This is a genomic window from Streptomyces sp. NBC_00354, from assembly GCF_036106915.1.
Classification (GTDB): Bacteria; Actinomycetota; Actinomycetes; order Streptomycetales; family Streptomycetaceae; genus Streptomyces.
In genome coordinates this window covers 6,055,855-6,082,387 of sequence record NZ_CP107983.1, presented here as the reverse complement: position 1 = coordinate 6,082,387, position 26,533 = coordinate 6,055,855, and the positions used below count along the sequence as shown (strand labels likewise).

The 26,533-nt window shown below is 71.9% G+C and carries 21 protein-coding genes; 4 read left to right on the top strand and 17 right to left on the bottom strand.

The genetic code is table 11. The features are described 5' to 3' along the window. Positions 1-34 precede the first annotated feature (34 nt). From OHT74_RS27875 to rsmH, 14 genes are all read right to left on the bottom strand, one after another. The gene (locus tag OHT74_RS27875) at positions 35-643 is read right to left on the bottom strand and encodes a cell division protein SepF (RefSeq protein WP_266630095.1); all 609 of its coding nucleotides are present in this window, start codon (positions 641-643) and stop codon (positions 35-37) included. A 151-nt stretch (positions 644-794) separates the two neighbouring features. Beyond that, complete coding sequence (locus OHT74_RS27870; protein ID WP_266667877.1) at positions 795-1,514, bottom strand: YggS family pyridoxal phosphate-dependent enzyme; 720 nt, start codon at positions 1,512-1,514, stop codon at positions 795-797. After that, a complete protein-coding gene (pgeF, locus tag OHT74_RS27865) occupies positions 1,501-2,289 on the bottom strand; it encodes a peptidoglycan editing factor PgeF (protein ID WP_266667875.1) in 789 nt (262 codons plus the stop codon). The genes OHT74_RS27870 and pgeF overlap by 14 nt, the downstream gene beginning before the upstream one ends. Continuing rightward, a complete protein-coding gene (gene ftsZ / locus OHT74_RS27860; RefSeq protein ID WP_266667873.1) occupies positions 2,286-3,491 on the bottom strand; it encodes a cell division protein FtsZ in 1,206 nt (401 codons plus the stop codon). Before ftsZ ends, pgeF begins: the two co-directional genes overlap by 4 nt. Before the next feature lie 280 nt (positions 3,492-3,771). Continuing rightward, positions 3,772-4,623 carry a cell division protein FtsQ/DivIB gene (locus OHT74_RS27855; RefSeq protein WP_443047581.1) on the bottom strand — a complete coding sequence of 284 codons (852 nt, stop codon included), beginning with the start codon at positions 4,621-4,623 and terminating at the stop codon, positions 3,772-3,774. A 16-nt stretch (positions 4,624-4,639) separates the two neighbouring features. After that, a complete protein-coding gene (gene murG / locus OHT74_RS27850; RefSeq protein ID WP_266993987.1) occupies positions 4,640-5,734 on the bottom strand; it encodes an undecaprenyldiphospho-muramoylpentapeptide beta-N-acetylglucosaminyltransferase in 1,095 nt (364 codons plus the stop codon). Positions 5,735-5,740: 6 nt separating this feature from the next. After that, entirely contained in the window at positions 5,741-7,156 is a 1,416-nt protein-coding gene (ftsW, locus tag OHT74_RS27845; RefSeq protein WP_266667867.1) for a putative lipid II flippase FtsW, read from the bottom strand. Between the two features lie 80 nt (positions 7,157-7,236). Then, the gene (gene murD, locus OHT74_RS27840) at positions 7,237-8,664 is read right to left on the bottom strand and encodes a UDP-N-acetylmuramoyl-L-alanine--D-glutamate ligase (RefSeq protein ID WP_266667865.1); all 1,428 of its coding nucleotides are present in this window, start codon (positions 8,662-8,664) and stop codon (positions 7,237-7,239) included. Then, entirely contained in the window at positions 8,646-9,716 is a 1,071-nt protein-coding gene (gene mraY / locus OHT74_RS27835; RefSeq protein WP_053689587.1) for a phospho-N-acetylmuramoyl-pentapeptide-transferase, read from the bottom strand. Before mraY ends, murD begins: the two co-directional genes overlap by 19 nt. Further along, positions 9,713-11,137, bottom strand: a complete 1,425-nt coding sequence (locus tag OHT74_RS27830) for a UDP-N-acetylmuramoyl-tripeptide--D-alanyl-D-alanine ligase (protein ID WP_328621729.1) — start codon at positions 11,135-11,137, stop codon at positions 9,713-9,715. Before OHT74_RS27830 ends, mraY begins: the two co-directional genes overlap by 4 nt. Beyond that, positions 11,134-12,858, bottom strand: coding sequence for a UDP-N-acetylmuramoyl-L-alanyl-D-glutamate--2,6-diaminopimelate ligase (locus OHT74_RS27825; RefSeq protein WP_328621728.1), 1,725 nt, complete (start codon positions 12,856-12,858; stop codon positions 11,134-11,136). The genes OHT74_RS27830 and OHT74_RS27825 overlap by 4 nt, the downstream gene beginning before the upstream one ends. A 46-nt stretch (positions 12,859-12,904) precedes the next feature. Beyond that, positions 12,905-14,914, bottom strand: a complete 2,010-nt coding sequence (locus OHT74_RS27820; RefSeq protein ID WP_328621727.1) for a peptidoglycan D,D-transpeptidase FtsI family protein — start codon at positions 14,912-14,914, stop codon at positions 12,905-12,907. A 150-nt stretch (positions 14,915-15,064) separates the two neighbouring features. Next, positions 15,065-15,700 (bottom strand): hypothetical protein, encoded by a 636-nt coding sequence (locus OHT74_RS27815; protein WP_328621726.1) that lies wholly within the window; start codon positions 15,698-15,700, stop codon positions 15,065-15,067. After that, positions 15,697-16,626 (bottom strand): 16S rRNA (cytosine(1402)-N(4))-methyltransferase RsmH, encoded by a 930-nt coding sequence (gene rsmH, locus OHT74_RS27810; RefSeq protein WP_399244143.1) that lies wholly within the window; start codon positions 16,624-16,626, stop codon positions 15,697-15,699. Before rsmH ends, OHT74_RS27815 begins: the two co-directional genes overlap by 4 nt. Positions 16,627-17,022: 396 nt before the next feature. Here rsmH and OHT74_RS27805 point away from each other — a divergent pair, with 396 nt between their 5' ends. The 4 genes from OHT74_RS27805 (at position 17,023) to OHT74_RS27790 (ending at position 22,528) form a co-directional block, all read left to right on the top strand. Beyond that, a complete protein-coding gene (locus OHT74_RS27805; protein ID WP_266667851.1) occupies positions 17,023-17,574 on the top strand; it encodes a beta-class carbonic anhydrase in 552 nt (183 codons plus the stop codon). 135 nt (positions 17,575-17,709) lie between these two features. Beyond that, positions 17,710-18,720 carry an AAA family ATPase gene (locus OHT74_RS27800; RefSeq protein WP_266667849.1) on the top strand — a complete coding sequence of 337 codons (1,011 nt, stop codon included), beginning with the start codon at positions 17,710-17,712 and terminating at the stop codon, positions 18,718-18,720. After that, positions 18,720-20,096 (top strand): DUF58 domain-containing protein, encoded by a 1,377-nt coding sequence (locus OHT74_RS27795; RefSeq protein ID WP_328621725.1) that lies wholly within the window; start codon positions 18,720-18,722, stop codon positions 20,094-20,096. Before OHT74_RS27800 ends, OHT74_RS27795 begins: the two co-directional genes overlap by 1 nt. After that, positions 20,093-22,528, top strand: a complete 2,436-nt coding sequence (locus OHT74_RS27790; protein ID WP_328621724.1) for a transglutaminase family protein — start codon at positions 20,093-20,095, stop codon at positions 22,526-22,528. Before OHT74_RS27795 ends, OHT74_RS27790 begins: the two co-directional genes overlap by 4 nt. 323 nt (positions 22,529-22,851) lie before the next feature. On the opposite strand, the gene OHT74_RS27785 is transcribed toward OHT74_RS27790, so the two are convergent. The 3 genes from OHT74_RS27785 to OHT74_RS27775 are packed head-to-tail and all read right to left on the bottom strand — an operon-like array spanning position 22,852 to position 26,421. After that, a complete protein-coding gene (locus OHT74_RS27785) occupies positions 22,852-23,481 on the bottom strand; it encodes a TetR/AcrR family transcriptional regulator (RefSeq protein ID WP_053785194.1) in 630 nt (209 codons plus the stop codon). 29 nt (positions 23,482-23,510) lie between these two features. Then, the gene (locus OHT74_RS27780; protein ID WP_328621723.1) at positions 23,511-25,598 is read right to left on the bottom strand and encodes a YhgE/Pip domain-containing protein; all 2,088 of its coding nucleotides are present in this window, start codon (positions 25,596-25,598) and stop codon (positions 23,511-23,513) included. Then, positions 25,570-26,421 carry an ATP-binding cassette domain-containing protein gene (locus OHT74_RS27775; RefSeq protein WP_328621722.1) on the bottom strand — a complete coding sequence of 284 codons (852 nt, stop codon included), beginning with the start codon at positions 26,419-26,421 and terminating at the stop codon, positions 25,570-25,572. Before OHT74_RS27775 ends, OHT74_RS27780 begins: the two co-directional genes overlap by 29 nt. Positions 26,422-26,533 lie beyond the last annotated feature (112 nt).

Below are 26,533 nucleotides of genomic sequence, written 5' to 3'. Positions count from 1 at the left end.
GCTCTGTCCCCGGCCCCGTGTCTGACGGATCGGTCTAGCTTTGGTTGAAGAACCCGCCCTCCGCGATGCGGGCCTTGTCCTCCGCCGTGACATCGACGTTAGCAGGCGACAGCAGGAACACCTTCTGTGTCACGCGTTCAATGCTGCCGTGCAGGCCGAAGACGAGGCCGGCGGCGAAGTCGACAAGTCGCTTCGCGTCCGTGTCGTCCATCTCCGTGAGGTTCATGATCACCGGAGTGCCCTCACGGAAGTGTTCCCCGATGGTACGGGCCTCGTTGTAGGTCCGGGGGTGCAGCGTCGTGATGCGGTACGGCTCCCGCTCGGAGACGACCTTGGGCATGATCACGGGGGCGTTCTTCTCCAGGTTCGAGCGTTCAGGTGTGATGGATGCCACGGGGGCGATTCGCGCAGGACGTCCGTTTTCCAGCGGCAATGGGATGGGTTCCCGTTGCGCCGGAGGCTGGGTAACTCGTACCGGTTCGTCCGTTACGGGCGGTTGGTGCACGGGCTGCTGGCGCCGGCGATCCCGCTCCGGTTCCGGCTCGGGCTCGAACTCGTCGTCGGGGTCGTACCCCGGGTTGTCGTACCGGTCGTCCTCCACGAGGCCGAGGTAGACCGCCATCTTGCGCATCGCGCCGGCCATTCTCTGAGTCCTCCGCTCTGTGGTGGATCGCCCTGTCGCAGGTGTGTCGCTGTGTCACCAAAGTCACCAACTGCCCGCGATCCACGTGGTCCGTCCGCCCATCAGCGGTAATGACCATATTTTCTGCTGTGGTCCGACTTTCTTCGCGACGTTACCCGAGCCGGGGTCTCGCGCCGAGTACCGCAGTGCCGACGCGTACATGTGTCGCACCGGCCGCAACGGCCTGTTCCAGGTCTGCACTCATCCCGGCCGACACCATCGTGGCAGTCGGATGGTCCGCGCGCAGGCGGGATGACAATTCCACCAGCCGCTCGAAAGCGGCCTGTTCGCGTCCCGCGTAGGGCCCGGCCAGCGGAGCCACGGTCATCAGACCGCCGATCCGCAGTCCGGGCGCCCCGGCCACGAGGTCCGCGAGTTCGGCGAGCTGCTCCGGAGCGGCTCCGCCACGGGTGCCGCGCTCCCCCGACTCGGCATCGAGGGCGATCTGTACGAGGCAGCCGAGTTCGCGCCCGGCCGCCTCCGCGGCCGCCGAGAGCGCCGTGACGAGCTTCGGCCGGTCGACCGACTGCACCACATGCGCGTATCCCGCCACGGAACGGACTTTGTTCGTCTGCAACTGGCCCACGAAATGCCAGCTGAGCGGCAGATCCGCGCAGGCCGCAGCCTTGGGGGCGGCATCCTGGTCGCGATTCTCCGCCACATGACGGACTCCCAGGTCCGCCAGCAGTCGTACGTCGCTCGCGGGGTAGGTCTTGGTGACGACGATGAGCGTCACCTCGTCCCGTCCGCGCCCCGCGGCCGCGCAGGCGGACGAGATACGTTCCTCCACCCGCGCGAGGTTCTCCGCGAGCTCCGACTTACGATCCGTCATTCTTCTTTTCCCCCGGGGGTCCGGGGGTTTCCCCCCGGGAAAGCTCTGTCAACCAGACATATCCGGCAAGTCGTCCGGTCACCCGGTCGCGGCGGTACGAGAAGTGGTCCCGCGACTCCAGTGTGCAGACCGGCGAACGGTGCAGGTTCACCACCCCCGCCTCCGCGAGCTGGGCATGCACCCCGGCGACCACGTCGACGGACGGCGTCCCCCAACTCGTCTCGCCGTAGGCGGCCGGTACCGCCTCGGCGACCGCGTCCCGCATCTCGGCCGGCACCTCGTAGCAGCGGCCGCAGATCGCGGGGCCGGTCCGGGCGATGATCCGCCCCGGCTCGGCCCCGAGGGAGACCATCGCCTCCACCGCGGCGGGCACGACCCCGGCGACCAGTCCGGGCCGGCCCGCGTGGGCCGCTCCCGCGACCCCGGCGACGGGGTCGGCCAGCAGGACCGGGGTGCAGTCCGCGGTGAGCACTGCGAGGGCGAGCCCCCGACGGGCGGTCACCACCGCGTCCACCGCCGGTACGTCGGCGGCGGCGCCCCAGGGTCCGGGGACCACCGCCACGTCCTTGCCGTGCACCTGGTTCATCCAGACCACGTGGTCCGGCCCGATACCCAGGGCTCCGGCCGCCACCGCCCGGTTCGCGAGAACGGCGGTCGGGTCGTCTCCGACCGCGCCGCCGAGATTGAGCTCCTCGTACGGAACGGCGCTCACCCCGCCCCACCGGTCGGTGAAGGAGAAGTGGGCGCCGTTCTCGATGTGCTGGTCCAGCGTCACTTCAAGAAGTCCGGAACGTCCAGTTCCTCGGCCGGGCTGTCCTGGTACGGCCGGGCCGTCGGGACCTGCGGCGACGGGGCCGCGGCCTCGGCCGGAACCGCCTCGACCGGGGCCGGGGGCTCTTCGCGCGGGGTGACCGTGCCCAGTCCGCCGAAGGCCGGGCGCACCGGCTCGGCAGCGCGGGCCGGCGCCGGGGCCGGCTCCTCGCGCTTGGTGGACGCGGCGCCGATGACGTTGTCCCGGCGGGCCGGGGGCTGTCCGCCGTCGAAGCCGGCGGCGATGACGGTGACCCGTACCTCGTCGCCGAGCGCGTCGTCGATGACGGCGCCGAAGATGATGTTCGCCTCGGGGTGAGCGGCCTCGCTGACCAGCTGCGCGGCCTCGTTGATCTCGAAGAGGCCGAGGTCCGAGCCGCCGGAGATGGAGAGCAGCACGCCACGGGCGCCGTCGATGGACGCCTCCAGCAGCGGCGAGGAGATGGCCATCTCGGCGGCGGCCACGGCGCGGTCGTCGCCGCGGGCGGAGCCGATACCCATGAGGGCCGAGCCGGCCTCGGACATCACGGACTTGACGTCGGCGAAGTCGAGGTTGATCAGACCCGGGGTGGTGATGAGGTCGGTGATGCCCTGGACACCCGAGAGCAGGACCTGGTCGGCCGACTTGAAGGCGTCCAGGACCGAGACCTGGCGGTCCGAGATGGACAGCAGCCGGTCGTTGGGGATGACGATGAGGGTGTCGACCTCTTCGCGGAGCTCGGCGATGCCGTCCTCCGCCTGGTTCGCGCGGCGCCGACCCTCGAAGGTGAACGGCCGGGTGACCACACCGATCGTCAGGGCGCCGAGCGAGCGCGCGATGTTGGCGACGACGGGTGCGCCGCCGGTGCCGGTGCCGCCGCCCTCGCCGGCGGTGACGAAGACCATGTCGGCCCCCTTGAGGACCTCCTCGATCTCCTCGCGGTGGTCCTCTGCCGCCTTGCGACCGACTGCCGGGTTGGCGCCGGCGCCGAGGCCCCGGGTGAGTTCACGGCCGACGTCGAGCTTGACGTCGGCGTCGCTCATCAACAGCGCCTGGGCGTCCGTGTTGATGGCGATGAACTCGACGCCCTTGAGACCGACCTCGATCATTCGGTTGATGGCATTGACACCACCGCCGCCGACACCGATGACCTTGATGACTGCGAGGTAGTTCTGCGGTGCTGCCACGTCGAAGGCCTCTCGCCTCGAGTTACGTGTCGCCGCCTCGCGGGCCTGCGTTGCGACGACTGATGCCGAAATGTGGGACGGTCCGAACGCGCCGACCCGAACCCTAACCCTGAAGTTTAGGGTTAGGAGAGTGTCTGTTCCCTGGACTCTTCCGAACAGGACACTAAGTCGACAAGTAGCGCGTGTTCAACGAACACGCCGAACCTCCCGTTTTTCTTTTCACCCTATGTGATCACCCGTATCGGTGGCCAACCAGGGTGCGTCGCTGTTCGACCCGGCGTCAACTCCCGGACACCGCAGGGGCGGTGGGGACGCTCACGTCAAAGTGGTCAGCCTTGGGCGCCGCTTTCAGCAGGGCAGTCAGCGCACGGCCCTTCGCCTCGCCCTGCTCGCCGCTCCCCCACACCACGGTCCGGCCCCGGCTCAACTCCAGTACGACCGAGTCGTACGACCCCACCTTGACCTGCACGGTCTCCTTGGCGACCGCCTCGGGGAGGTCTCCGGCGACGCCCACGGCCTCGTGCAGCAGCCGCTCCTCGTCGAAGCGGCGGCCGCTCGGCGACTGCGCCGCGGACAATTCGAGGACCGGAACGCCCGCGGGTGCTTTCGGAACCGTGTCGAATCGCACACCCGAAGCGTCCACTTCCACGAACTTGGCGTCCTTTCTGATGAGCAGGACCGGTTTGCGCTCCGTCACTTTCAGCCCGATTCCGTGCGGCCAGGCGCGCACCACGTCGACCGAATCCACGCGGGGCAGCCGGCTGCGGACCCGGCCCGCGATCTCGTCGGTGTCCACGGTCACCAGCGGCGCCCCGACCGGTGCGGCCGCGGCGGCCAGCACCTGCTCGGGGGTCAGCACCCGGGTTCCGCTTACGGTCACCTTCTCGACCCGGAGCCAGGAGGAGCCGTAGAGCACCCAGCTGCCGCCGCCGACGAGGAACACTGCGGCCAGGAGGCAGAGCAGCACGGGGCCCCGGTGCCGCATGCGCCGGACAAGGCGCTGCAGACCGGGGCCTCGCGGGCCGGAACCTTTCGACGACCTGGGCGGCTTGGGCGGTTTGGGAGAGCCGGAGCCCTTGCCCTTCCGGGCGGACCCGGGATTGCCGCGCTGTGCGGTGGTCGCTCCGGCCACTCCTGTGCCTCCTGCGCTAGCGGTTCCTGTGGGCGGCGATCGCCTCGTACACCATCGCGACCAGCAGCTCGTCGGCGTCCCGGCGGCCGAACTCGGCGGCGGCGCGGGACATCTCGTACAGGCGGTGCGGGTCGGCGAGCACCGGGAGGACCTGGCTGAGCACCCACTCGGGCGTCAGCTCCGCGTCGTCGACGAGCAGGCCGCCGCCGGCCTTGACCACCGGCTGGGCGTTGAGCCGCTGTTCGCCGTTGCCGATCGGCAGCGGGACGTACGCGGCGGGCAGCCCGACGGCGGAGAGTTCGGCGACGGTCATCGCGCCCGCGCGGCACAGCATCATGTCGGCGGCGGCGTACGCGAGATCCATCCGGTCCACGTACGGTACCGGCACATACGGCGGCATCCCGGGCATGTTGTCGACACGCGGCAGTTCGTTCTTCGGCCCGACGGCGTGCAGGATCTGGATCCCGGAGCGCTGGAGGGTCGGAGCGACCTGCTGGATGACCTCGTTGAGGCGGCGGGCGCCCTGCGAGCCGCCGGAGACCAGCAAGGTCGGCAGGTTGGGGTCCAGGCCGAAGGCGGCGCGCGCCTCCGGGCGGACCGCGGCCCGGTCCAGGGTCGAGATGCTGCGGCGCAGCGGGATGCCCACGTAGCGGGCGCCGCGCAGCTTGCTGTCGGGGGTGGAGACCGCGACGGCGTGCGCGTAGCGGGAGCCGATCTTGTTGGCCAGTCCCGGCCGGGCGTTGGCCTCGTGGACGATGATCGGCACCCCGAGCCGCTTGGCGGCGAGGTAGCCGGGCAGGGCCACGTAGCCGCCGAAGCCGACGACGCAGTCGGCCTTGGTGCGCTCCAGGATCTCCTCTGCGGCCTTGATCGTGCCGCGCAGCCGTCCGGGGACGGTGATCAGCTCGGGGGTGGGCTTGCGGGGCAGCGGGACGGCGGGGATCAGCCCCAGCTCATAGCCGCGCTCGGGCACGAGGCGGGTTTCGAGCCCGCGCTCCGTGCCGAGGGCGGTGATGCCCACGGAAGGGTCCTGCCTGCGCAGGGCGTCCGCGAGGGCCAGCGCCGGCTCGATGTGGCCGGCGGTCCCCCCACCGGCGAGTACGACATGCACCGAAATTCACCGCTCTCCGGACGGACGCCTCTTGACGCTCCGTCTCATCGACTTCCATCTCTGCCCGGTCCGCTTCCAGCCGGTCTTCGGCTGGCGCATCGCGAGCGCCGCGCGCGCCGCCGGCTCCTCCCGCGCGAAGGCGATGAGCAGTCCGACCGCGAACATCGTCGGCAGCAGCGCGGACCCTCCGTACGAGAACAGCGGGAGCGGGACTCCGGCGATCGGCAGCAGACCGAGCACCGCACCGATGTTGATCACAGCCTGGGCCGTGATCCAGGTGGTCACGCCTCCCGCGGCATACCGTACGAAGGAGTCCTCCGTGCGTCCGGCCACGCGGATACCCGCATAGCCTAGAGCCGCGAACAGGGCGAGTACCGACAGCGTCCCTGCCAGACCCAGTTCCTCGCCGGTGATGGCGAAGATGAAGTCGGTATGGGCTTCGGGCAGTTGCCCCCATTTTTCCACACTGGCACCCAAACCGGAACCGAACCATCCGCCGGATGCGAGGGCGTAGATCCCGTGCACGGCCTGCCAGCACAGGTCGTTCCGGCCGGGATCCGTCGCGCCGATGCAGGCGAGCCGGTCCATCCGGTGCGGGCTGGTCTTGATCAGCAGTGCGACGATCACACCCGCGAACGCCAGTACCGAGACGAACATCCGCGTCGGCGCTCCCGCCAGCCACAGCAGGCCGAACAGGATGGCTCCGAGGATCATCGCGGTGCCCATGTCCCCGCCCAGCATGATCAGCCCGAGCAGCAGGAAGGCCACCGGGACCAGCGGCACCAGCAGGTGCTTCCACTGGCTCAGCAGCTCCTTGTCGCCCTTGCGGGCCAGCAGGTCGGCGCCCCAGAGGATCAGTGCCAGCTTGCCGAACTCACTGGGCTGGAGCATGAACGGACCACCAAGGGAGATCCAATTCTGGTTGCCGTTGATCGCCACCCCTATCCCGGGGACCTGGACCAGGACCATCAGGAACAAGGTTCCTGCGAGCACGGGATAGGACAGCGCCCGGTGCAGTTTGACCGGCATCCGGGAGGCGACCAGCATCAGCCCGGTGCCGATCAGGGCGGCCAGGAACTGCTTCTTGAAGAAGTAGGCGTCTCCCAGGCCCAGCTGGAGCGCTTTGATCATCGAGGCCGAGTAGACCATCACCAGGCCGAGCACGGTGATGAGCAGCGAGCTGCCGAAAATCAGGTAATACGCGGTGAGGGGTCGGTCCCAGGCCTTGCGCAACTGCCGCTGCGTACGCCGGATGCCCTCCAGCGGCCCGCGCCCGGCGGGCCGCCGCACACCCACCGCCGGACGCCTGCGGCCCTGCGCCTTGACCGTCCTGGCGGACTTGGCGGGCTTCGCGTTCTTGATGGACTTGACGGCCTTCACGGCGGACGGCCGCCGCCCGGGCAGCACTTGCTTGGCCGGCATGTGTGACCTTCCCCTCCACTCGTACGAGGCGAGCAGCCGGTCGGGGAGGACTCGCCGACCTGAGAACGGACCGGCCGGACCTACGCGCTCTCGGCGGCCAGTTCGCGCACCGCGTCCGCGAATGCGTCCCCGCGCTTGTTGTAGTTCGCGAACATGTCCATCGAGGCACAGGCCGGGGCCAGCAGAACCGTGTCGCCGGGCTCTGCGAGCCGGGCCGCCTCCCGGACCGCTGCGAGCATCGCCCCAGTGTCGGTCCGCTCGAGGTCGACGACCGGGACCTCGGGGGCGTGTCGCGCCAGCGCCTCGGCGATCAGCGCCCGGTCGGCGCCGATCAGCACCACGCCGCGCAGCCGCTTCGCCGACTTCTGGACGAGCTCGTCGAAGGTCGCGCCCTTGGCGAGGCCGCCGGCGATCCACACGACGGGCTCGAAGGCGGCCAGGGAGGCCTCGGCGGCGTGCGTGTTGGTGGCCTTGGAGTCGTCGATGTACGTGACCCCCGCGACCTCGTCCACGTACGCGACGCGGTGCGCGTCGGGGCGGAAGTTGCGCAGCCCGTCGCGGACCGCGCGCGGCGCGACGCCGAAGGCGCGGGCCAGGGCCGCCGCGGCGAGCGCGTTGGCGATGTTGTGCGGGGCCGGCGGATTGACGTCCTTGACCTCGGCGAGCTCCTGGGCGTTCTTCTGCCGGTTCTCGACGAAGGCGCGGTCGACGAGGATGCCGTCGACGACGCCGAGCATGGAGGGGCCGGGGGCGCCGAGGGTGAAGCCGATCGCCCGGCAGCCCTCCTCGACGTCCGCCTCGACGACCAGGGCCTCGGTCGCCGGGTCGGCGACGTTGTAGACGCAGGCCACCGTGTTGCCCTCGTAGATGCGGCCCTTGTCGGCGGCGTACGCCTCCATCGAGCCGTGCCAGTCGAGGTGGTCGGGTGCCAGGTTGAGCACGGCCGCCGAGTGGGCGCGCAGCGAGGGCGCCCAGTGCAGCTGGTAGCTGGAGAGTTCGACGGCGAGTACGTCGTACTTCTCCTCGCCGAGCACCACGTCGATGATCGGGGTGCCGATGTTGCCGACGGCCGCGGTCTTCAGGCCCGCGGCCCTCAGGATCGACGCGAGCATCTGGGTGGTGGTGGTCTTGCCGTTGGTGCCGGTGATCGCCAGCCACGGGGCGGAGTCCGGCCCGCGCAGCTGCCAGGCGATCTCGACGTCCCCGACGACCTCGACGCCGGCCTCGGCGGCCGCGGCGAACAGCGGGCTGTCGGGCTTCCAGCCGGGCGAGGTGACGACCAGATCGGTGCCCTGGGGCAGCGTCTCGGCATCCGCGAGCCGTACGGAGATGCCCAGCTCGCCGAGTTCGGCGGCCCGGGCGCGGTGGCCCTCGCTGTCGCCGCCGTCCACCACGGTCACCGATGCGCCGAGGCCGGCCAGGGCGCGGGCGGCACTGATGCCGCTCACGCCGAGACCGGCGACGGTGATGTTCTTGCCCTGCCAGGACGTCACTTGTCCGCTGCCCATCCCGCGTAGAAGAGTCCGAGACCCACGATCACGCACATGCCCTGGATGATCCAGAACCGGACCACCACCAGGACCTCGGACCACCCCTTCAGTTCGAAGTGGTGCTGCAGCGGGGCCATCCGGAAGACGCGCTTCCCGGTGAGCTTGAAGGAGCCGACCTGGATGACGACCGACATCGTGATGAGGACGAAGAGGCCGCCGAGGAGGGCGATCAGGAACTCCGTGCGGGAGCAGATCGCGAGACCGGCGAGGGCGCCGCCGAGGGCCAGCGAGCCGGTGTCACCCATGAAGATCTTGGCGGGCGAGGTGTTCCACCACAGGAAGCCGAAGCAGGCGCCCATCAGCGCGGAGGCGACGATCGCGAGGTCCAGCGGATCTCGTACCTCGAAGCACGCGTTGGGGTTCGTCAGGGTCTGCGCGTTGGCGCACGACTCCTGGAACTGCCAGACGCCGATGAAGGTGTAGGCGCCGAAGACCATCACCGCGGCGCCGGTGGCCAGGCCGTCCAGACCGTCCGTCAGGTTCACGCCGTTGGACATGGCCAGGATCATGAACAGCGCCCAGACCACGAACAGCACCGGGCCGATCGACCAGCCGAAGTCCGTGACGAACGACAGCTTGGTGGAGGCCGGGGCGTTGCCGCGGGCGTCCTTGAACTGCAGCGCGAGCACCGCGAAGGCGATGCCGACGATCAGCTGGCCGGCCATCTTGGCCTTGGCCCGCAGACCGAGCGAGCGGCGCTTGACGATCTTGATGTAGTCGTCGAGGTAGCCGACGAGGCCCATGCCGGACATCAGGAAGAGCACCAGCACGCCGGAGAACGTGGCCGGGCTGCCCGTGATCACCTTCGTCAGGGCGTACGCGATGATCGTCGCCAGGATGAAGGAGATACCGCCCATGGTGGGCGTGCCCTTCTTCCCGGCGTGGCCGCGCGGGCCGTCGTCGCGGATGAACTGGCCGTAGCCCTTCCGGGCCAGCAGCTTGATCAGCAGCGGCGTGCCGATCACGGTCAGGAACATGCCGATGACACCGGCGAACAGGATCTGCCTCATCGGTCGGCGACCTCGCCCCCGCCGGCCAGCAGCGCCAGAGCGACCCGCTCCAGGCCGACCGACCTGGAAGCCTTCACCAGCACGACGTCACCCGGGCGCAGTTCACTGCGCAACAGGTCGATCGCCGCCTGCGCGTCGGACACGACCACCGACTCCTCACCCCACGAACCCTCGTTATATGCGCCCAATTGCAGCCAGGACGCTTCCCTGCCCCCGACTGCGACGAGCTTGCTCACGTTGAGCCGGACGGCAAGCCGTCCCACCGCATCGTGCTCGGCCAACGATGCGTCCCCGAGCTCGGCCATGGGACCGAGCACCGCCCACGTACGTCCCCCGTCGGCCCTGGCGGCGCCGCCCATCGCGGCAAGCGCGCGCAGAGCAGCCCGCATGGACTCGGGATTCGCGTTGTAGGCGTCGTTGACGATCGTCACGCCGTCCGCCCGCTCGGTGACCTCCATCCGCCACCGGGACAAGGTGCCCGCCTCGGAGAGCGCGGTGGCGATCTCGTCCACGGACATGCCCAGTACATGGGCGACGGCGGCCGCGGCGAGCGCGTTCGACACGTGGTGCTCACCGTACAGGCGCAAGGTCACTTCGCCGCACCCGGTGGGTGTGTGGAGTGTGAAGGAGGGTTGTCCTGCCGGTGTCATACGGACTTCGGTGGCCCGTACCTCGGCGTCGTCGGCCTCGCCGAAGAGCACCGTACGGGCCTTCGTCCGCGCGGACATCGCACGCACCAGCGGGTCGTCGGCGTTGAGGACGGCGACTCCGCCCTCGGCCTCGGCCGGCAGGGCCTCGACCAGCTCGCCCTTGGCCTGGGCGATCTGCTCACGGCCGCCGAACTCGCCGATGTGGGCGGTCCCGACGTTGAGGACGAGTCCGATGCGCGGCGGGGTCAGGCCGGTGAGGTAGTCGATGTGACCGATGCCGCGGGCGCCCATCTCCAGCACCAGGTGCCGGGTTTCCTCCGTGGCGCGCAGCGCGGTGAGCGGCAGGCCGATCTCGTTGTTGAGGGAGCCCGGGGTCCACACCGTGGGCGCGTGGGCCTGGAGCACCTGGGCGATGAGGTCCTTGGTGGAGGTCTTGCCGGCGGAGCCGGTCAGGGCCACCACGTCGGTGCCGAGCCGCTCGACGACCGCTCGGGCGAGGGCGCCGAGGGCCTTCTCGACATCGGCGACGACGATCGCGGGGACGCCGACGGGCCGGGCGGCGAGGACGGCCGCGGCTCCGGAGGCGACCGCGCGCTCGGCGTAGTCGTGGCCGTCGACGTGCTCGCCGGCGAACGCGGCGAACAGGCTTCCGGCCTCCACCTGGCGGGAGTCGATGACGACGGGCCCGGTGATCCGCACGGACGGATCCGGTATGTCGTGGGGCCGCCCGCCGGTGATGTCGGCGATCTCGGCGAGGGAAAGGGCGATCACTGGTTCACCTCGGCCTGTCGGACGTTGCTGCCTTGCTGGCGTTCGATCGCGGCGCGGAGCACCGCACGGTCGTCGAAGGGCCGTACGACGCCCGCGGTTTCCTGGCCCTGCTCGTGGCCCTTGCCGGCCACCAGCACCGTGTCGCCGGGCTCGGCGCGGGCGACCGCGGCTGCGACGGCCGCGGCCCGGTCGGCGTCGACGAGGACCGTGCCGCGCTCTTCGGCGGGTACGGACACGGCGCCCTCGAACATCGCGGCGAGGATCGCGAGGGGGTCCTCGGAGCGCGGGTTGTCGGAGGTCAGCACGGCGGTGTCGGCGAACCGGGCGGCCGCGGCGCCCATCGGGGCGCGCTTGGTGGTGTCGCGGTCGCCGCCGCAGCCGAGCACGATGTGCAGCTTGCCGGTGGTGACCTCGCGCAGTGCACGCAGCACCGATTCGACGGCGTCCGTCTTGTGCGCGTAGTCGACGACGGCGAGGTACGGCTGGCCCGCGTCCACCCGCTCCAGCCGGCCGGGGACCCCGGGGACCGCGGCGACGCCGTCGGCGGCGGTCTGCGGGTCGAGGCCGGCGGCGGCGAGCGTGACGATCGCGGCGACGGTGTTGGCGACGTTGAACGGGCCGGGCAGCGGGGCCGTGGCCCGTACGCGCTGCCCCTGGGGGCCGACCAGGGTCAGCGTGGAGTCCATGTGCCCGAACACCACGTCCTCGGCGCGCCAGTCGGCGGCCGCATCGCCCTCGGCGGAGAACGTGACCACCGGGATCGCGGACTCCTTGGCGAGGCGGCGGCCGTACTCGTCGTCGACGTTGACCACCCCGAGGCGGGCGCGGCGCCGGGTGAAGAGCTGCGCCTTGGCCTGGAAGTAGTCCTCCATGTCGGAGTGGAACTCCATGTGCTCCGGGCTCAGGTTGTTGAAGACGGCGACGTCGAAGACGCATCCGTCGACCCGGCCGAGCACCAGGGCGTGGCTGGAGACCTCCATGGCGACGGCCTCGACCCCGCGTTCGCGCATGACCGCGAACAGGGCCTGGAGGTCGGTCGCCTCGGGGGTGGTGCGCTCCGACTTGATGCGCTCGTCGCCGATGCGCATCTCGACGGTGCCGACCAGCCCGGTGCTGCGTCCGGCCCCGCGCAGGCCGCCCTCGACGAGGTACGCCGTGGTGGTCTTGCCGGAGGTGCCGGTGATGCCGATCTGGAGCAGGCCCTCGCCGGGACGGCCGTAGATCGCGGCGGCGAGCTCGCCCATCCGGCCGCGCGGGCCGTCGACGGCCAGGACCGGCAGGCCGGTCGCGGCCGCGCGCTCGGCGCCCGCCGGGTCGGTCAGCACGGCCGCGGCGCCGAGTGCGGCCGCCTGGGCCGCGAAGTCGGCGCCGTGCAGCTTCGCGCCGGGCAGGGCCGCGTACAGGTCGCCGGGGCGCACGGCACGGGAGTCGTGCGTGATCCCGGTGATCTGCGGCTGCTGCTGCGGCGGCTGAGCGGCGGCTGCGCCGGGGGCTTCGATGCCCAGCAGGGTGGCCAGCTCGCCCAGGGGTGTCGGGCGGGCGGCCTCGGGCCGGGGCGCTCCCGGCGGCGTTGCCGGGGCGTCTTTCTGGGCAGTTCTGGGCTGATCAGCGTGGGGCACGGCGGTGAGCGTACCGGGCTCGGCGGGCCGCTCGCGAAGTGAGGGCCCGCCCGTGCCACCGGCGGCCGTCGGGTTCCCGGGTTTCGGGGTGATCGTTGTCACTGATGGTGCCTCACGGATTTCTGGCGGGCCAGCGGGGCGGCCCGGGTCACTGGCCGGGCTGCGGGGTGGGCTGGGGGGCGGGCTGTGCGGCGGGCTGGGGGCCGGCTTCGAAGGTGACCGGGAGCCCGGCGGGGGCGCCTCCGGTCGGGGCGACCTGGAGGGTCTTGAGGGCGAACTCCATGACCTTCTTGTAGATCGGGCCGCAGATCTGACCGCCGAAGTAGCTGCCCTTGGTGGGGTTCTGGATGGCGCAGTAGACGGTGATCCGCGGGCTGTCGGCCGGCGCGAAGCCGGCGAAGGAGGCGGTGTATCCCTTGTAGCGGCCTGTGTCCGGATCCACCCGGTTGGACGTGCCGGTCTTGCCGCCGACCCGGTAGCCGGGGATGCGGGCCTTGGTGCCGGTTCCCTCCTGGTCGTCGACGACCGACTCCAGCATCTCGGACAGCGTCTTGGCGGTCTCCGGGCTGATCACGCGGGTCTGCTCGGGGGCCGGGGCCGGCGTGAAGCGGCCGTCGGGGCCCTTGGTGCCGCGGACCAGGGTGGGCACGATCCGGACTCCGCCGTTGGCGATCGTCGAGTACACGGAGGCCGCCTGCATGGCGTTGAGGGAGAGGCCCTGGCCGAAAGGGATCGTGTACTGCTGGGAGGTGGACCAGGCCTCGGGCCGGGCGAGGATGCCGCGGGACTCGCCCGGATAGTTCAGGCCGGTGGGCTGCCCGATGCCGAACCTGTTCAGGTAGGAGTAGAGGACCCGGTTGGACTCGGGCTGGGTGGCGCCGAGCTGGCCGGTGGCCAGGATGGTGCCGATGTTGGAGGATTTGGCGAGGACCCCGTTGAGGGTCAGGTACCAGGTCGGGTGGTCGATGTCGTCCTTGAACAGCCGGTCGCCGCGGTGCAGCCGGTTGGGCACCTCGACGTGGGTCTCGGGGGTGGCCTTCTTCTCCTCCAGCACGGCGGCCATCGACATCACCTTGGCGGTGGAGCCGGGCTCGTACACGTCCTGGAGGGCCGCGTTGCCCATGGCGGCGGAGCTGGCCTTCGACAGGTCGTTGGGGTCGAAGCCGGGGGCGTTGGCCATGGCCAGCACCTCTCCGGTGCGGGTGTCCTGGACGATGACGTAGCCGCGATCGGCCTCGGACTTGGCGACCTGCTCGGTGATGGCGCTCTGCGCCGCCCACTGGATGTCGCGGTCGATGGTCAGCTCGATGTCCTCGCCGGGCACGGCGGGCTTCTCGCTGGACCCGGCCGTGGGCACGCGCCGGCCGCCGGACTGGGCGTACGTGATGGCGCCGTCCTTGCCGGCCAGCTTCTTGTCGAGGGAGGACTCGAGGCCGCCGGCGCCCTTGCCCTCGGCGTTGACGTAGCCCAGTATCCCGGCGGCCAGGTCCCCGCCCGGGTACACGCGCTTGCTGCTGTCCTCGTTGAACACACCGGCGAGGACGTTCGCGCCGGGGCCGTTGCTCTTCTTGTCGGCGGCGGCCTTGTCGGCGAAGACCCGCTTGAGGTCCTTGATCTGGTTCCAGACCTGGGGGGTCTGGCGGCGGGCCAGGACGACGTAGCGGGTGTTCTTGGTCTTCAGGCGGGCGGCGAGCTCCTTGGCGTCCTTTCCGAGGATCGGCGCGAGGAGGGCGGCGGCCTGCTCGGGGGCGTCCGGGGCCTTGCTGTCCTGCGGGGTGAACATCTTCGGGTCGGCGGTGATGTCGTACGCGTCGACGCTGGTCGCGAGCGCGACGCCCTTGCGGTCGGTGATCTCGCCGCGCTCGGCGGCCAGGGTGTAGCTCGCGAAGCGGTTCTCGGAGGCCTTGGCGGAGTACGCGGAGGCATCGACGGCCTGCACCTGGAGCAGCCGCACGACGAAGGCGAGCATGACGAGGGTCAGCCCGACGCTGACGAGGCGCAGGCGGGGCTTGGGGCTGCCGAGGCGGATGGTGTGCGATTGCCTCGTGGGGGCGGGCCGCCGGGTCGCGGGGCGCGAATTGGCCCGCGCCCGCTCGCCGCCCCCGGGCCGCGCCCGCCCGGGCCCGGGCACCCGCCGCCGCCCGTCCTGCCCCCTCACGCCACCACCCCGCGGGGCAGTACCGCCGCCGGACCCGAACGGCCCCGCGGGGGCCGGCCGGGCCTGGCGGGGGCCGGCAATCCGGTGCAGGGGGGAGGTCCCGCCGGAGGTACCCCCGGCGGGAGCTGAGGGAGGGTCCGCGTCACGACGTCACCTTCCGGGGGTCGGGTTGGACTGAGGGGCTCCGCCCGGCACGGACTGGCCGCTCTGCGGCGCACCCGCCGGGCCGCCGGCCGGGGCGGAGCCAGGGGCGCCGGCCGGGGCACCTGCCGGGCCGCCCGTCTGGGCGGAGCCCTGGGTGCCGCCCTGGGCAGAGCCTGCGGCGCCGGCCGGGGCACCGCCCGGAGCCGGGCCGGGGGCACCACCCGGGCCGGAGCCCGGGGCGCCCGGCTGGGACGAGCCGGGGGCGGAACCCGGGGCGGCGGACTGGGCCGGGGGCGGGGGCTCCGCCACTGCCGCCGTCCCCGTGACCTTGCCGTCCGGGCCGATGAAGACCGGGCTGCCCCCCGGGACCAGGCCCAGCTCGTGCGCCCGCCGCTGCAACGCGTCGGGCGCCGAGTACCCGTCCACGTCCCGCTGCAGCGCCTGTTCCTCGTCGGTGAGCGCGGTCGTCTCCTTCTTCAGCTTGCTCAGCTGGAAGGAGCCCTGGTTGAGCGCCGAGTTCAAGAGCAGCAGGCTGATCAGCCCGCCTGCGAGCAGCGCCACCACCAGCAGGACGAACGGCGTCCGCGCCGCCTGCCCCGGAGAGCCGCCGCGCAGCCGCCCCAGTCCCCCGGCTTTGCTCACAGCCGCGCCTCCCGGATGCGCTCGACTCCGCGGAAGCGGGCCGGAGCGGCCCGCCGGTTCTCGGCGATCTCCTCCTCCGTGGGCAGCTCCGCGCCACGGGTGAGCAGCTTCAGCTTGGGCTGGTACTTCTCCGGGACCACCGGCAGCCCGGGCGGGGCCGTCGAGGTCGCGCCCGCCGCGAAGACCTGCTTGACGAGCCGGTCCTCCAGCGAGTGGTACGACAGCACCGCGATCCGGCCGCCCACCGCGATCCGGTCCACCGCGGCCGGGATCGCCCGCTCCAGACCCGACAGCTCGCCGTTGACCTCGATCCGCAGCGCCTGGAAGGTCCGCTTGGCCGGGTTGCCGCCCGTCCGCTTCGCCGCCTGCGGCAGCGCGTCCCGGATCAGCTCGACCAGCCGCGCGCTGTTGCTGAAGGGCTCCTTCTCGCGCTCGCGCACGATCGCCGACACGATCCGCTTGGCCTGCTTCTCCTCGCCGTACTGGCGCAGGATCCGCACCAGCTCGCCGGGCGCGTACGTGTTGAGGACCTCCGCCGCGCTGATGCCGGTCGTCTGGTCCATCCGCATGTCCAGCGGCGCGTCCTGCGCGTACGCGAACCCGCGGTCGGCCTCGTCCAGCTGCATGGAGGAGACGCCCAGGTCGAAGAGGATGCCCTGGACGGCCGGGATGCCCAGGCCGTCGAGCACCTCCGCGAGGTCGGCGTAGATCGCGTGGACGAGGGTGGCCCGGTCGCCGAAGGGGGCGAGCCGCTCGCCGGAGAGCCGCAGGGCCTCCTTGTCGCGGTCGAGGCCGATCAGGTGCGCCTCGGGGAACCGGGTCAGCAGGGCCTCGCTGTGGCCGCCGAGGCCGAGGGTGCAGTCGACGACGACGGCCCCGGGCCTCTCCAGCGCCGGGGCCAACAGGTCCAGGCACCGCTGGAGCATCACCGGGACATGTCGGGACTCGCTAGTCAAAGCGCCCTCTCAGATAACGGCGCGGCAGGCATACGCCGCGCCGCGCACGCGGAGTGTTACTAACGACCTGGAGAGCAATGGCGCCCGGCGTCCGGGCGCTATTGCTCTCCAGGTCGTAAGGGCCGGGCGGCCGGTCTGGGCCGGGCTCCGGCCGGTTCGCGTCACTTTAGTGCAACGGTCGCCGCGGTCAACGAACCGCCCCGCGCGCCGTGCGCCCCTCTCGCACGGAACCCGCAAAAGCCGCGAATCACCCGAATGGCCGCCCTCGCCTCACTCCTGTGGGTTAGCTCACAACAAGGCCGGTTGACCTTCTTTGTCCACCCTCACTCCATGCCTTTACCCGCGGTGACCACTACCGTCGTATGCATGACGACTTCCGCATCCCTGCCCGCAGAGTCCACCCCACAGGCATCCAGCGGCGGCTCCGTCACGGACCGGCTGGTGGCGGCGAACCGGCAGTACGCCGCGGAATTCGCGGACCCCGGTATGGACGCCCGCCCCGTCCTGCAGGTGGCCGTCGTGGCCTGTATGGACGCCCGCCTCGACCTGCACGCCGCCCTCGGCCTCGAGCTCGGCGACTGCCACACGATCCGCAACGCGGGCGGCGTGGTCACCGACGACACCATCCGCTCGCTCACCATCAGCCAGCGCGCCCTCGGCACCCGCACGGTCATACTCATCCACCACACCGGCTGCGGTCTCGAAAGCCTGACCGAGGACTTCCGCCACGAACTCGAGGACGAGGTCGGCCAGCGCCCCGCCTGGGCCGTCGAGGCCTTCCGGGACGTGGACCAGGACGTCCGCCAGTCCATGCAGCGGGTCCGGACGAACCCCTTCCTGCCGCACCGCGACGATGTGCGAGGCTTCGTCTTCGACGTGCACACCGGACTCCTGAGGGAGATCGATCCCGCCTCGTGAGTGACACAAGGCCACAACGCCGTCAAGAATGCGGGAAGACGCCACCCGGAAAACCGTCCGGGCCGGCGTCCGTGTAGGGGTGGGCCGGAGTGCGCCGAAAGCGTCGGCCCTGCAGAAAGGGCCGAGGAGAACCAGGTGACGACGTATGACGACCGAGCGAGCCTCGCGGATCTGACGAGCACCGCGGAGCGGGTGCGCCGCTCGGTCGAGAGCGTGATCGAGGGCAAGCCCGAGGTCGTACGCATCGCGCTGACCGTGCTGCTCGCCGAGGGGCACCTGCTGATCGAGGACGTCCCGGGCGTGGGCAAGACCATGCTCGCCAAGACGCTCGCGAAGTCCATCGACTGCTCGGTGCAGCGCATCCAGTTCACGCCGGACCTGCTGCCGTCCGACATCACCGGTGTGAGCATCTACGACCAGCAGCGCCGCGAGTTCGAGTTCAAGCCGGGCGCGATCTTCGCGCAGATCGTCATCGGCGACGAGATCAACCGCGCCTCGCCGAAGACCCAGTCCGCGCTGCTGGAGTCGATGGAGGAGCGCCAGGTCACCATCGACGGCACGACGTACACGCTGCCGAGCCCGTTCATGGTGGTCGCCACCCAGAACCCGGTGGAGATGGAGGGCACCTACCCCCTCCCCGAGGCCCAGCGCGACCGCTTCATGGCCCGCGTCTCCGTCGGCTACCCGAGCGCCGAGGCCGAGCTCCAGATGCTCGACGTGCACGGCGGGGTCTCCCCGCTCGACGACCTCCAGTCCGTCGCGCACGCCCACGACATCGTCAAGCTGATAGAGGCCGTGCGCGAGGTGTACGTCGCCGAGCCCGTCCGGCGCTACGTCGTCGACCTGGTCTCCGCCACGCGCAGCCACCCGGACCTGCGCCTGGGCGCCTCGCCCCGTGCCACGCTCCACCTGCTGCGCGCCGTGAAGGCCTCGGCCGCCCTGTCCGGCCGGGAGTACGTGCTGCCCGACGACGTGCAGGCGCTGGCCGCCCCCGTCCTCGCGCACCGGCTGCTGCCCACCGCGCAGGCCCAGCTCAACCGGCGCACCGCCGAGCAGGTCGTCCACGACATCCTCCAGCGCACCCCCGTCCCCGCCGCGCACGTCCGCGGCGAGATGCCGCCCGGCGCGGGCATCCGGAGCTTCTGATGAGCGCCGGTGCCCCGCGCGGCGCCGGCGGCGAGGGCCGGGGCACCGGCGGGCTGCGCGCCTCGCTGGCGGGGCTGACCACCCGCGGCCGGTCCTTCCTGGCCGCCGGGGTCGCCGCCGCCCTGTGCGCGTACGTACTCGGCCAGGGCGAACTGCTCCGGGTCGGGCTGCTGCTCGCCGTGCTGCCGCTGGTCTGCGTCCTCGCCCTGCACCGCACCCGCCACCGGGTCTCCGGCAGCCGCCGGCTGACCCCGATGCGGGTGCCCGCGGGTTCCGAGGCCCGGGTCCAGCTGCGCATGGAGAACGTCTCCCGGCTGCCCACCGGGCTGCTCATGCTCCAGGACCGGGTGCCGTACGTACTCGGGCCCCGGCCCCGCTTCGTCCTGGACCGGGTCGAGCCCGGCGGGCGCCGCGAGGTGTCCTACCGGGTCCGCTCCGACCTGCGCGGCCGCTATCCGCTGGGCCCGCTCCAGCTGCGGCTGACCGACCCGTTCGGGCTGGTCGAGCTGACCCGCTCGTTCAGCACGTACGACACGCTCACCGTCATCCCCCGCACCGAGGTGCTGCCCCCGGTCCGGCTGACCGGCGAGACCTCCGGCTACGGCGACGGCAGCCGCCGCTCCCTGGCCCTGGCCGGCGACGACGACGTGATCCCGCGCAGCTACCGGCGCGGCGACGACCTGCGCCGGGTGCACTGGCGCTCCACCGCCCGCTACGGCGAGCTGATGGTGCGCCGCGAGGAGCAGCCGCAGCGCAGCAGGGCCACGGTCCTGCTGGACACCCGCGGCGTCGCCTTCGAGGGCGCCGGACCGGACTCCGCGTTCGAGTGGGCGGTGTCCGGGGCGGCCTCGTCCCTGGTGCACCTGCTCGAGCAGGGGTTCTCGGTACGGCTGCTGACGGACACCGGGACCTCCGTGCCCGGCGACGGCGGCAGCTTTGACAAATACGGGGCGTCCTCCGGCGGCCAGGAGTCCGCGGAGGCCGTCGGGCTGATGATGGACACCCTCGCGGTCGTCGGGCACTCCGACGGCGCCGGCCTCTCGCGCGCGTACGACGCGGTGCGCAGCGGCGGTGGCGGCGGTGGCTTCGGCGGAGCCGGCGGTGACGGGCTCCTCATCGCCTTCTTCGGGGACCTGGACGACGTACAGGTGGAACTGGCGGCCAGGATGCGCGTGCGCTGCGGCGGGGCGGTGGCCTTCGTACTGGACTCCGCGCTCTGGTCCGGGCGGCCCTCGCGCGTGGAGGCGCGGGTGCGCAGGCTGCGCGACGCGGGCTGGACGGCGCTGGCCGCACCGCCCGGGGTGGCGTTCGGGGAGCTGTGGCGGCAGGCCGGGAACGCTCCGCTCGGCACGGGTACTTCCGGAGGTTGGGGATGAGCGGGCGAGCGCGCGTGACGCTCTTCGCGATGCTGGCGACCCTGCTCACCTCGTGGTCGCTGGCCTCGCTGGTGGACTCGGCGGGCTGGCTGCTGCAGGCTGCGCTGCTGCTGGCCGTGCAGAGCGGGGTGGGGGCCGGGGCCCGGCGGGTGCCGCTGGGGCGCACGCTGACCGTGGCCTCGCAGGTCCTGGTGTCGCTGCTGGTGCTCATGTTCCTGTTCGCGGGCAAGGGCGAATCCACCGGGACCGGGCCGATGGCCTACCTGGTGACGGACTTCGGCGCCCTGTTCCGGCGGGGCGTGCAGGACGTCGGCGAGTTCGCGATCCCGGCACCGCTGACGGACGGCATCCGGCTGCTCCTGCTGGCCGGGGTGCTGCTGATCGGGCTGCTGGTGGACCTGCTGGCGGTGACCTTGCGGACCGCTGCCGCGGCCGGGCTGCCGCTGCTCGCGCTGTACTCGGTCGCCGCGGGTCTCTCCGGCGGCGCCGGGGCCTCCGCGGTCTCCTTCCTGCTGGCCGGCTGCGGCTACCTGTTGCTGCTGCTGGCCGAGGGCCGCGACCGGCTCGCCCAGTGGGGCCGGGTCTTCGGCGCGGCCCCGAGCGGGCGGGTGTCGGCGGCCTCGGGGTACGGGGGCGGCGGCGCGGGCACGGGCCAGGCGCTGGCCCCCGTACGCACCGGGCGGCGGATCGGCGCGGTGGCGCTGGGGATCGCGCTGGCGGTGCCGGCGGCGCTGCCGGCGCTCGGCGGCGGACTGCTGGGCGCCCAGGGCGAGGCCGAAGGCGGCGGCACGGGCGTCGGCGGGACGATCTCGGCGGTCAACCCGCTGGTCTCCCTGCAGGGCAGCCTGAACGCGCAGGACAACCGGGTCGTGCTGAAGTACCGCACGGACAGCCCGCAGCTCGGCGAGCAGTACCTGCGGATCCTGGCGCTGGACGAGTTCAACGGCGTCAAGTGGGAGGCCTCCGGGCGCGCCCTGACCGACGTGCCGGAGCGGCTGCCGGCCCCGCCGGGGCTGAGCGAGCAGGTCCGGGCGACCGGGACCGAGGTACGGACGAGCATCTCGGCGGCGGACACGTACGCGCAGCGCTACCTGCCGATGCCGTACCCGGCGACGGGCGTGGACATCCCCGGCAAGTGGCGGTTCGAGCCGGCCGGCCGGACCCTGGTCGGGGACCAGCTGGGCAAGGACAAGTTCCAGAACGTGCAGGGCGCCATGTACACGGTGCGCAGTCTGCTGCTGCGGCCGACGGCGGTGGAGCTGCAGGCGGCGCCGGAGGCGAATCCGGCGGTCAAGGCCGAGTACACGAAGCTTCCGGACAATCTGCCTGCCGTGGTCGCCGATACGGCCCGCCAGGTCACGAAGGGTTCGAAGGACGACTACACGCGGGCGGTGAAGCTGCAGGACTACTTCGCCGTGAACGGTGGATTCCGCTACGACACGAAGGTGGCCTCCGGTACGGGGCCGCAGGCCATCGCCCGGTTCCTCTCGGACAAGGAGGGGTTCTGCATCCACTTCGCGTTCTCGATGGCGGCGATGTCGCGCTCGCTCGGGATCCCGGCGCGGGTCGCGGTGGGGTTCACGCCCGGCGAGAAGCAGTCGGACGGCAGCGTGAACGTGTCGATGCGGGACGCGCACGCCTGGCCCGAGCTGTACTTCGAGGGCGTGGGCTGGACCCGGTTCGAGCCGACGCCGCGGCAGGGCATCACGATCCCGGACTACTCCCGGGCCGACACCCCGGCGGCCCAGCCGTCCGCGCCGACGGCGCTGCCCTCGCAGGGCGCGACGCAGCCGTCGGCGGCGCCGTCCAAGGCCGAGGACTGCCCGCCGGAGCTGAAGAAGCTGGGCGAGTGCGGGGCTGCGGCGGCGCAGCAGAACGCGGGTTCGGGCGGCAGCGGCCCGTCGCTGACCACGGTCCTGACGTGGACCCTGTCCCTGCTGGCCGTGCTGGCCCTCCCCCTGCTCCCCCTGCTGTGGCGCAGGCGGGTCCGTGCACGCCGCCTGTCGGGCGGGGCTGTTCTGGCGGCCTGGGAGGAGCTCGGCGACGCGGCGTGGGACGTGGGCATCGCGCCCGACGAGGCCCTGTCGCCGCGCCGGGCCGCGGGCCGTGTGGTGGTACTGGGCCGGCTGGAGCAGGACGCGGCGGATGCGGTGCACCGGGTTGCGGGGGCGGTGGAGCAGGCGCTGTACGCCCCGCCCGGCGCGGAGGTCTCGTACGAGAGCCTGACGGCGGACGTCCTGCTGGCCCGGGCGGCCCTCCTCGGCGCGGTGAGCCGCGGGTCGCGCCTGCGCGCGCTGCTGCTCCCCCGCTCGGCGGTCCGCCTCCGCTGGGCGGCATCGGCCCACTGGTCGTCGTTGAAGGCCCGTGCCACACCCGGACTGACCCGGGCCTCGGCCCTCCTCTCCCGCCTGCCCCTGCGCGGCCGAAGCTGAGGCGGAGGGGGAGGCCCTGCGGGCGGCTTCTCCCCGCAACGGCGACAGCGCGGCGAGGCTCGATCCCCCCGAGCCCCGCCGCGCTGCGTTACGCCCCCGCTCACGGCGAAGGTACCCGGCCCGCACCGGCCGCCCCGTGTCGGCGGTCCGGACCGGGTCCCTGTCCGTTGTCCCCAGTCTGACGTCCGCGCAGGTGGGGGCCCATCCGCCCGCGTACTCATTTCCGCACCTAGGTACACGTACTCAGGCGGCGGTGGCGCCACCAGTTCTACGCCGTCCCGCCCCACCACGGCACCGCCGATCGGGGGTCATGACGCAGCCTCTCAGCGGTTCCCGCTGACCCGGCCCCGCAGCAGCAGCGACAGCGCCGAGTGCACGTCGTCCAGCGACCGCTCGCTCTGGAACGACTGCCAGTCCAGCGCAGCCACCAGCACCATGCCCACCATCGCGGCAGCCGTCAGCGGCACGTCGATCTCCGCGCTGAGCTCGCCCCGCTCCACACCCTCCCGCAGCACCGTCTCGACGACGGCCACCGCCTCCTGCCGGACCACCATCAGCGTGGACTGCCACGCCCGGTTCGTCCGCCACAGTTCGGCGACGTACAGCTGGGTGAAGGCCGGGTACCGGTCGATGAAGACGAGGCCGGCCCGGATCATCGCGTCGAGTGCCTCGACCCGGCTGCCGCCCCGCTGCTCCGTCTCCTCGGCCGCGGTGCGCAGCGAGGCCGTCAGCAGGCCGACGCCGTGGCGCAGCAGCTCCTCGAAGAGTTCGTTCTTGCTCGCGAAGTTGTAGTAGACGGTGCCCTTCGCGACCCCCGCCCGCTCGGCGATCTCGTCGACCGTGGTCGCGGAGAATCCCTGTTCGGCGATGAGCGTGACGGCCGCTTCGTAGAGCTTCTGGCGCGTCGCCTGCCGGCGGCCGCCGCCGCCGGTACCGGTGCTGCTGGTGTCCATGGCGCTGATTCTCACAGGTCAACCGATCTCTACAGGCTCAGTTCCGGGTGCAGGCGGTCCATCGTCCACACCTGCTTGCCGCGGGCGGCGAGCGAGGTGAGGAGCAGGGAGCCCGCCGTGAAGGCAACCAGGACCGCGCAGCCCACCCAGACCCGGGTGAGGTCGCCGCCGGAGATGAGGCGGCGCAGCCCCTCGACGATGTACGTCATCGGCAGGTACGGGTGGATCCAGTTGAAGAAGGCGGGACTGGTCTCAACGGGGTACGTGCCGCCCGCCGAGGTCAGCTGGAGCATCAGCACGACGAGGACCAGGATCCGCCCGGCCGCCCCGAACTTCGCGTTGAGCCACTGGACCATCGCCGCGAAGCAGCCGGTGGCCAGCGCGAGGAAGCCGATGGTCAACGCGGGGTGTGCCATTTCCAGGCCGAGGGCCCAGTGGAGTACGGACATCAGTGCGAGCACCTGCAGGACGCCGATGCCCACCACGGGCAGCCAGCCGGCGAACGCGATCCGCCAGGGCGAGGCGCCTGCGGCCAGGGCGCGCCGGTTCAGCGGTGCGATGAGCATGTAGGCGACCATCGCGCCGACCCAGAGGGAGAGCGGGATGAAGTACGGCGCGAAGCCGGTGCCGTAGTTGGGCGCCTTGTGCAGGGACTGGTTGGCGAGCTTCACCGGGTCGGCCATGACCTGGGTGCGGGCGTCGCGCTGCTGCTGGTCGTAGTCCGGGATCTTGCCGACTCCGTCGTGCAGGCCGCCGGCGAGTTCGCCGGTGCCGTCGACGAGCTTGTACATGCCGCCGTCGAGGCGGTGGGCCCCGTCGCCGAGCTTGCCGACGCCGTCGCCGAGGGCTTCGGAGCCGTCGGCGGCCTTGCCCAGTCCGGTGTGCAGCTGGGCCATGCCGGTGGCGACCTTGTGGGCGCCGGTGTTGAGGGCGGTGGCGTCGGCGACGGCCTGGTCGAGCTTGCCGGAGAGGGAGGGCGCACCCTCGGCGAGCTTGCGGGCCTGCTTCTCCAGGTCGGTGAGCTGCCCCCGCAGGTCGGCCAGATCGCCGCCCGAGTCCTTGACCAGGGTGTCGACGTCGCCGGTGAGCTGGGCGGCCTCGGCGGTGGCGTCCTTCAGCTTCTTCAGGTCGGCGCAGGTGGCCGGCAGGGGCTTGGCGGCAGCGCCCGTGCAGGTGCGGGTGTACGTGTCGGCGGCCAGGGCGGCGGCCTGCTTGCTGACCTTGGCTGCGGCGGGGGCCTTCTTGCTGAAGGTTTCGAGGTGGTTGTTGACGACCCGGGCGGTGTCCGCGACGAGCAGCGCGGTGTCGGCGAGCTGCTTGGGGTTGTCCAGGTAGGGGCGGACCTGGGAGGCGGTGCCGTTGATCTTGTCCGCGACCTGCTGGGTGCCGGCGGCGACGTCCTTCGCACCGGTCTCCAGCTTGCCCGCGGCCGTGTTGAGCTTCGTCAGCCCGCCGGTCAGCTCGCCGTTCTTCTCCTTCGCCGTGTCGAGCCCGTCGGCGAGGTCCTTGGCCCCCTGCTGGGCCTTGCCGGCTCCGTCCTTGAGCTGGTCGGCTCCGTCGGCGGCCTCGGCGGTCTTGTCGTGGAGGTCGGAGAAGGAGACGAAGATCTTGTCGAGGAAGCCGCGGGAGGCGTTGGTGGACGCCGCGGAGCGGACCTCGGAGAAGACGGTGCGCGAGATCGACCCGACGATGTAGTTGTTCGCGTCGTTCGTACGGACCTGCAGGGCGCCGGCGGTGGGGTCGTCACCCGCACTGGAGGCGATCTTCATGCTGAAGTCGGCGGGCATGGTGAGGGAGAGGTAGTACGTCCCCTTCTCCACTCCCTCGGCCGCCTCTTCGGCGCTGACCTCGCGCCAGTCGAAGGTCTTGCTGTCGTGGAGCTTCCTGGCGATCTCGCCGCCGGCGTCGACGTGCTTGCCGTCGACGGTGGCGCCCTTGTCGGAGTTGACCAGGGCGACGGGCACCTTGTTCAGGTTCTTGTACGGGTCCCAGAAGGAGCACAGGTACAGCGCGCCGTACAGCAGCGGCAGCAGGAGCAGCGCGACGAGAGCGGCCACGGGCAGCTTTCCCCGCCCGAACCGCTTCAGCTCAAGCGCGGCGAGCTTCGGCGAGCGCATCGTCCGTTCCCTTCGTGTCGTCGTCGGTGTCGTCGGTGTCGTCGGTGTCGTCGGTTTTGCCGGTGTCTGCGGGGTTCTCGTCGGTGCCGGACGCTGCGGCGTCGGTATCGGCCTTGCCCTCGGCCTCCGCGGCTCCCGTGCGCAGGACCGTCACGTCGTCCGGTGCGTCGCTGCACACCGCGAGGACGGTGGTCCCGCGGGCGGCGATCGAGCGGAGCAGGGTCCAGGCCTCGGCGCGTTCGGCGTCCGAGAGCTTGAGGTCCAGGTCGTCGAGGGCCAGCAGCCGCGGCGAGCCCAGCAGGGCGATGGCCACGGACAGCCGGACCGCCTCCAGGCGCTCCAGGTCCCGTACGGAGGTGCGCGGGCCCTTGGGCAGCATGGCGAGGTCCAGCCCGGCGGCGGCGAGCGCGGCGTCGATCCGGGCCTGTGTGCCGGCGCGGCGCTCGCCGCGCGGGCGGAGCAGGGCGCGCACGGGGCCCTCGTAGCGGCGCTGGAGCAGTGCGCCCTCGCGCAGCTGCTCGGCGACGGTGAGGGACTGGTCGAGCTCGTTGACCCCGACGACCGGGCCGAGGGCGGCGATCCGGCGGACCGCGGTCATGTGCTTCGGCAGTCGGTGGCCGGCGATCCCGGCGTGGCCCTCGGTGGCCTTCATGCGTCCGGTGAGGGCGAGGAGCAGGCAGGTCCGGCCGCTGCCGGAGGGGCCTTCCACCGCAATGAGCGAGCCGGGCTCCACGTCGAGGGCCACCCCCCGGAACACCCAGCCGCGCGGGCCCTTGAGTCCGAAGTTCTCGGCTTTCACGGCCGCACCGTGCGGGCTGTCCACGCCGTCCCCCTTCTTTTGAACTGACCGGTCAGTTCAAAAACTAGCACCTTTGCGTGCACCACATGGGCACAGGGGGGCAGTTGACCGGACAGAGCGGGCAAAACAGCAGGTC

Excerpts from the sequence above, each read along its gene's own strand:
- OHT74_RS27875 (WP_266630095.1), bottom strand. The coding sequence starts at position 643 with ATGGCCGGCGCGATGCGCAAGATGGCGGTCTACCTCGGCCTCGTGGAG.
- OHT74_RS27870 (WP_266667877.1), bottom strand. The coding sequence starts at position 1,514 with ATGACGGATCGTAAGTCGGAGCTCGCGGAGAACCTCGCGCGGGTGGAG.
- ftsW (WP_266667867.1), bottom strand. The coding sequence starts at position 7,156 with ATGCCGGCCAAGCAAGTGCTGCCCGGGCGGCGGCCGTCCGCCGTGAAG.
- murD (WP_266667865.1), bottom strand. The coding sequence starts at position 8,664 with ATGGGCAGCGGACAAGTGACGTCCTGGCAGGGCAAGAACATCACCGTC.
- mraY (WP_053689587.1), bottom strand. The coding sequence starts at position 9,716 with ATGAGGCAGATCCTGTTCGCCGGTGTCATCGGCATGTTCCTGACCGTG.
- rsmH (WP_399244143.1), bottom strand. The coding sequence starts at position 16,626 with ATGCTCCAGCGGTGCCTGGACCTGTTGGCCCCGGCGCTGGAGAGGCCC.
- OHT74_RS27805 (WP_266667851.1), top strand. The coding sequence starts at position 17,023 with ATGACGACTTCCGCATCCCTGCCCGCAGAGTCCACCCCACAGGCATCC.
- OHT74_RS27795 (WP_328621725.1), top strand. The coding sequence starts at position 18,720 with ATGAGCGCCGGTGCCCCGCGCGGCGCCGGCGGCGAGGGCCGGGGCACC.
- OHT74_RS27790 (WP_328621724.1), top strand. The coding sequence starts at position 20,093 with ATGAGCGGGCGAGCGCGCGTGACGCTCTTCGCGATGCTGGCGACCCTG.
- OHT74_RS27785 (WP_053785194.1), bottom strand. The coding sequence starts at position 23,481 with ATGGACACCAGCAGCACCGGTACCGGCGGCGGCGGCCGCCGGCAGGCG.
- OHT74_RS27780 (WP_328621723.1), bottom strand. The coding sequence starts at position 25,598 with ATGCGCTCGCCGAAGCTCGCCGCGCTTGAGCTGAAGCGGTTCGGGCGG.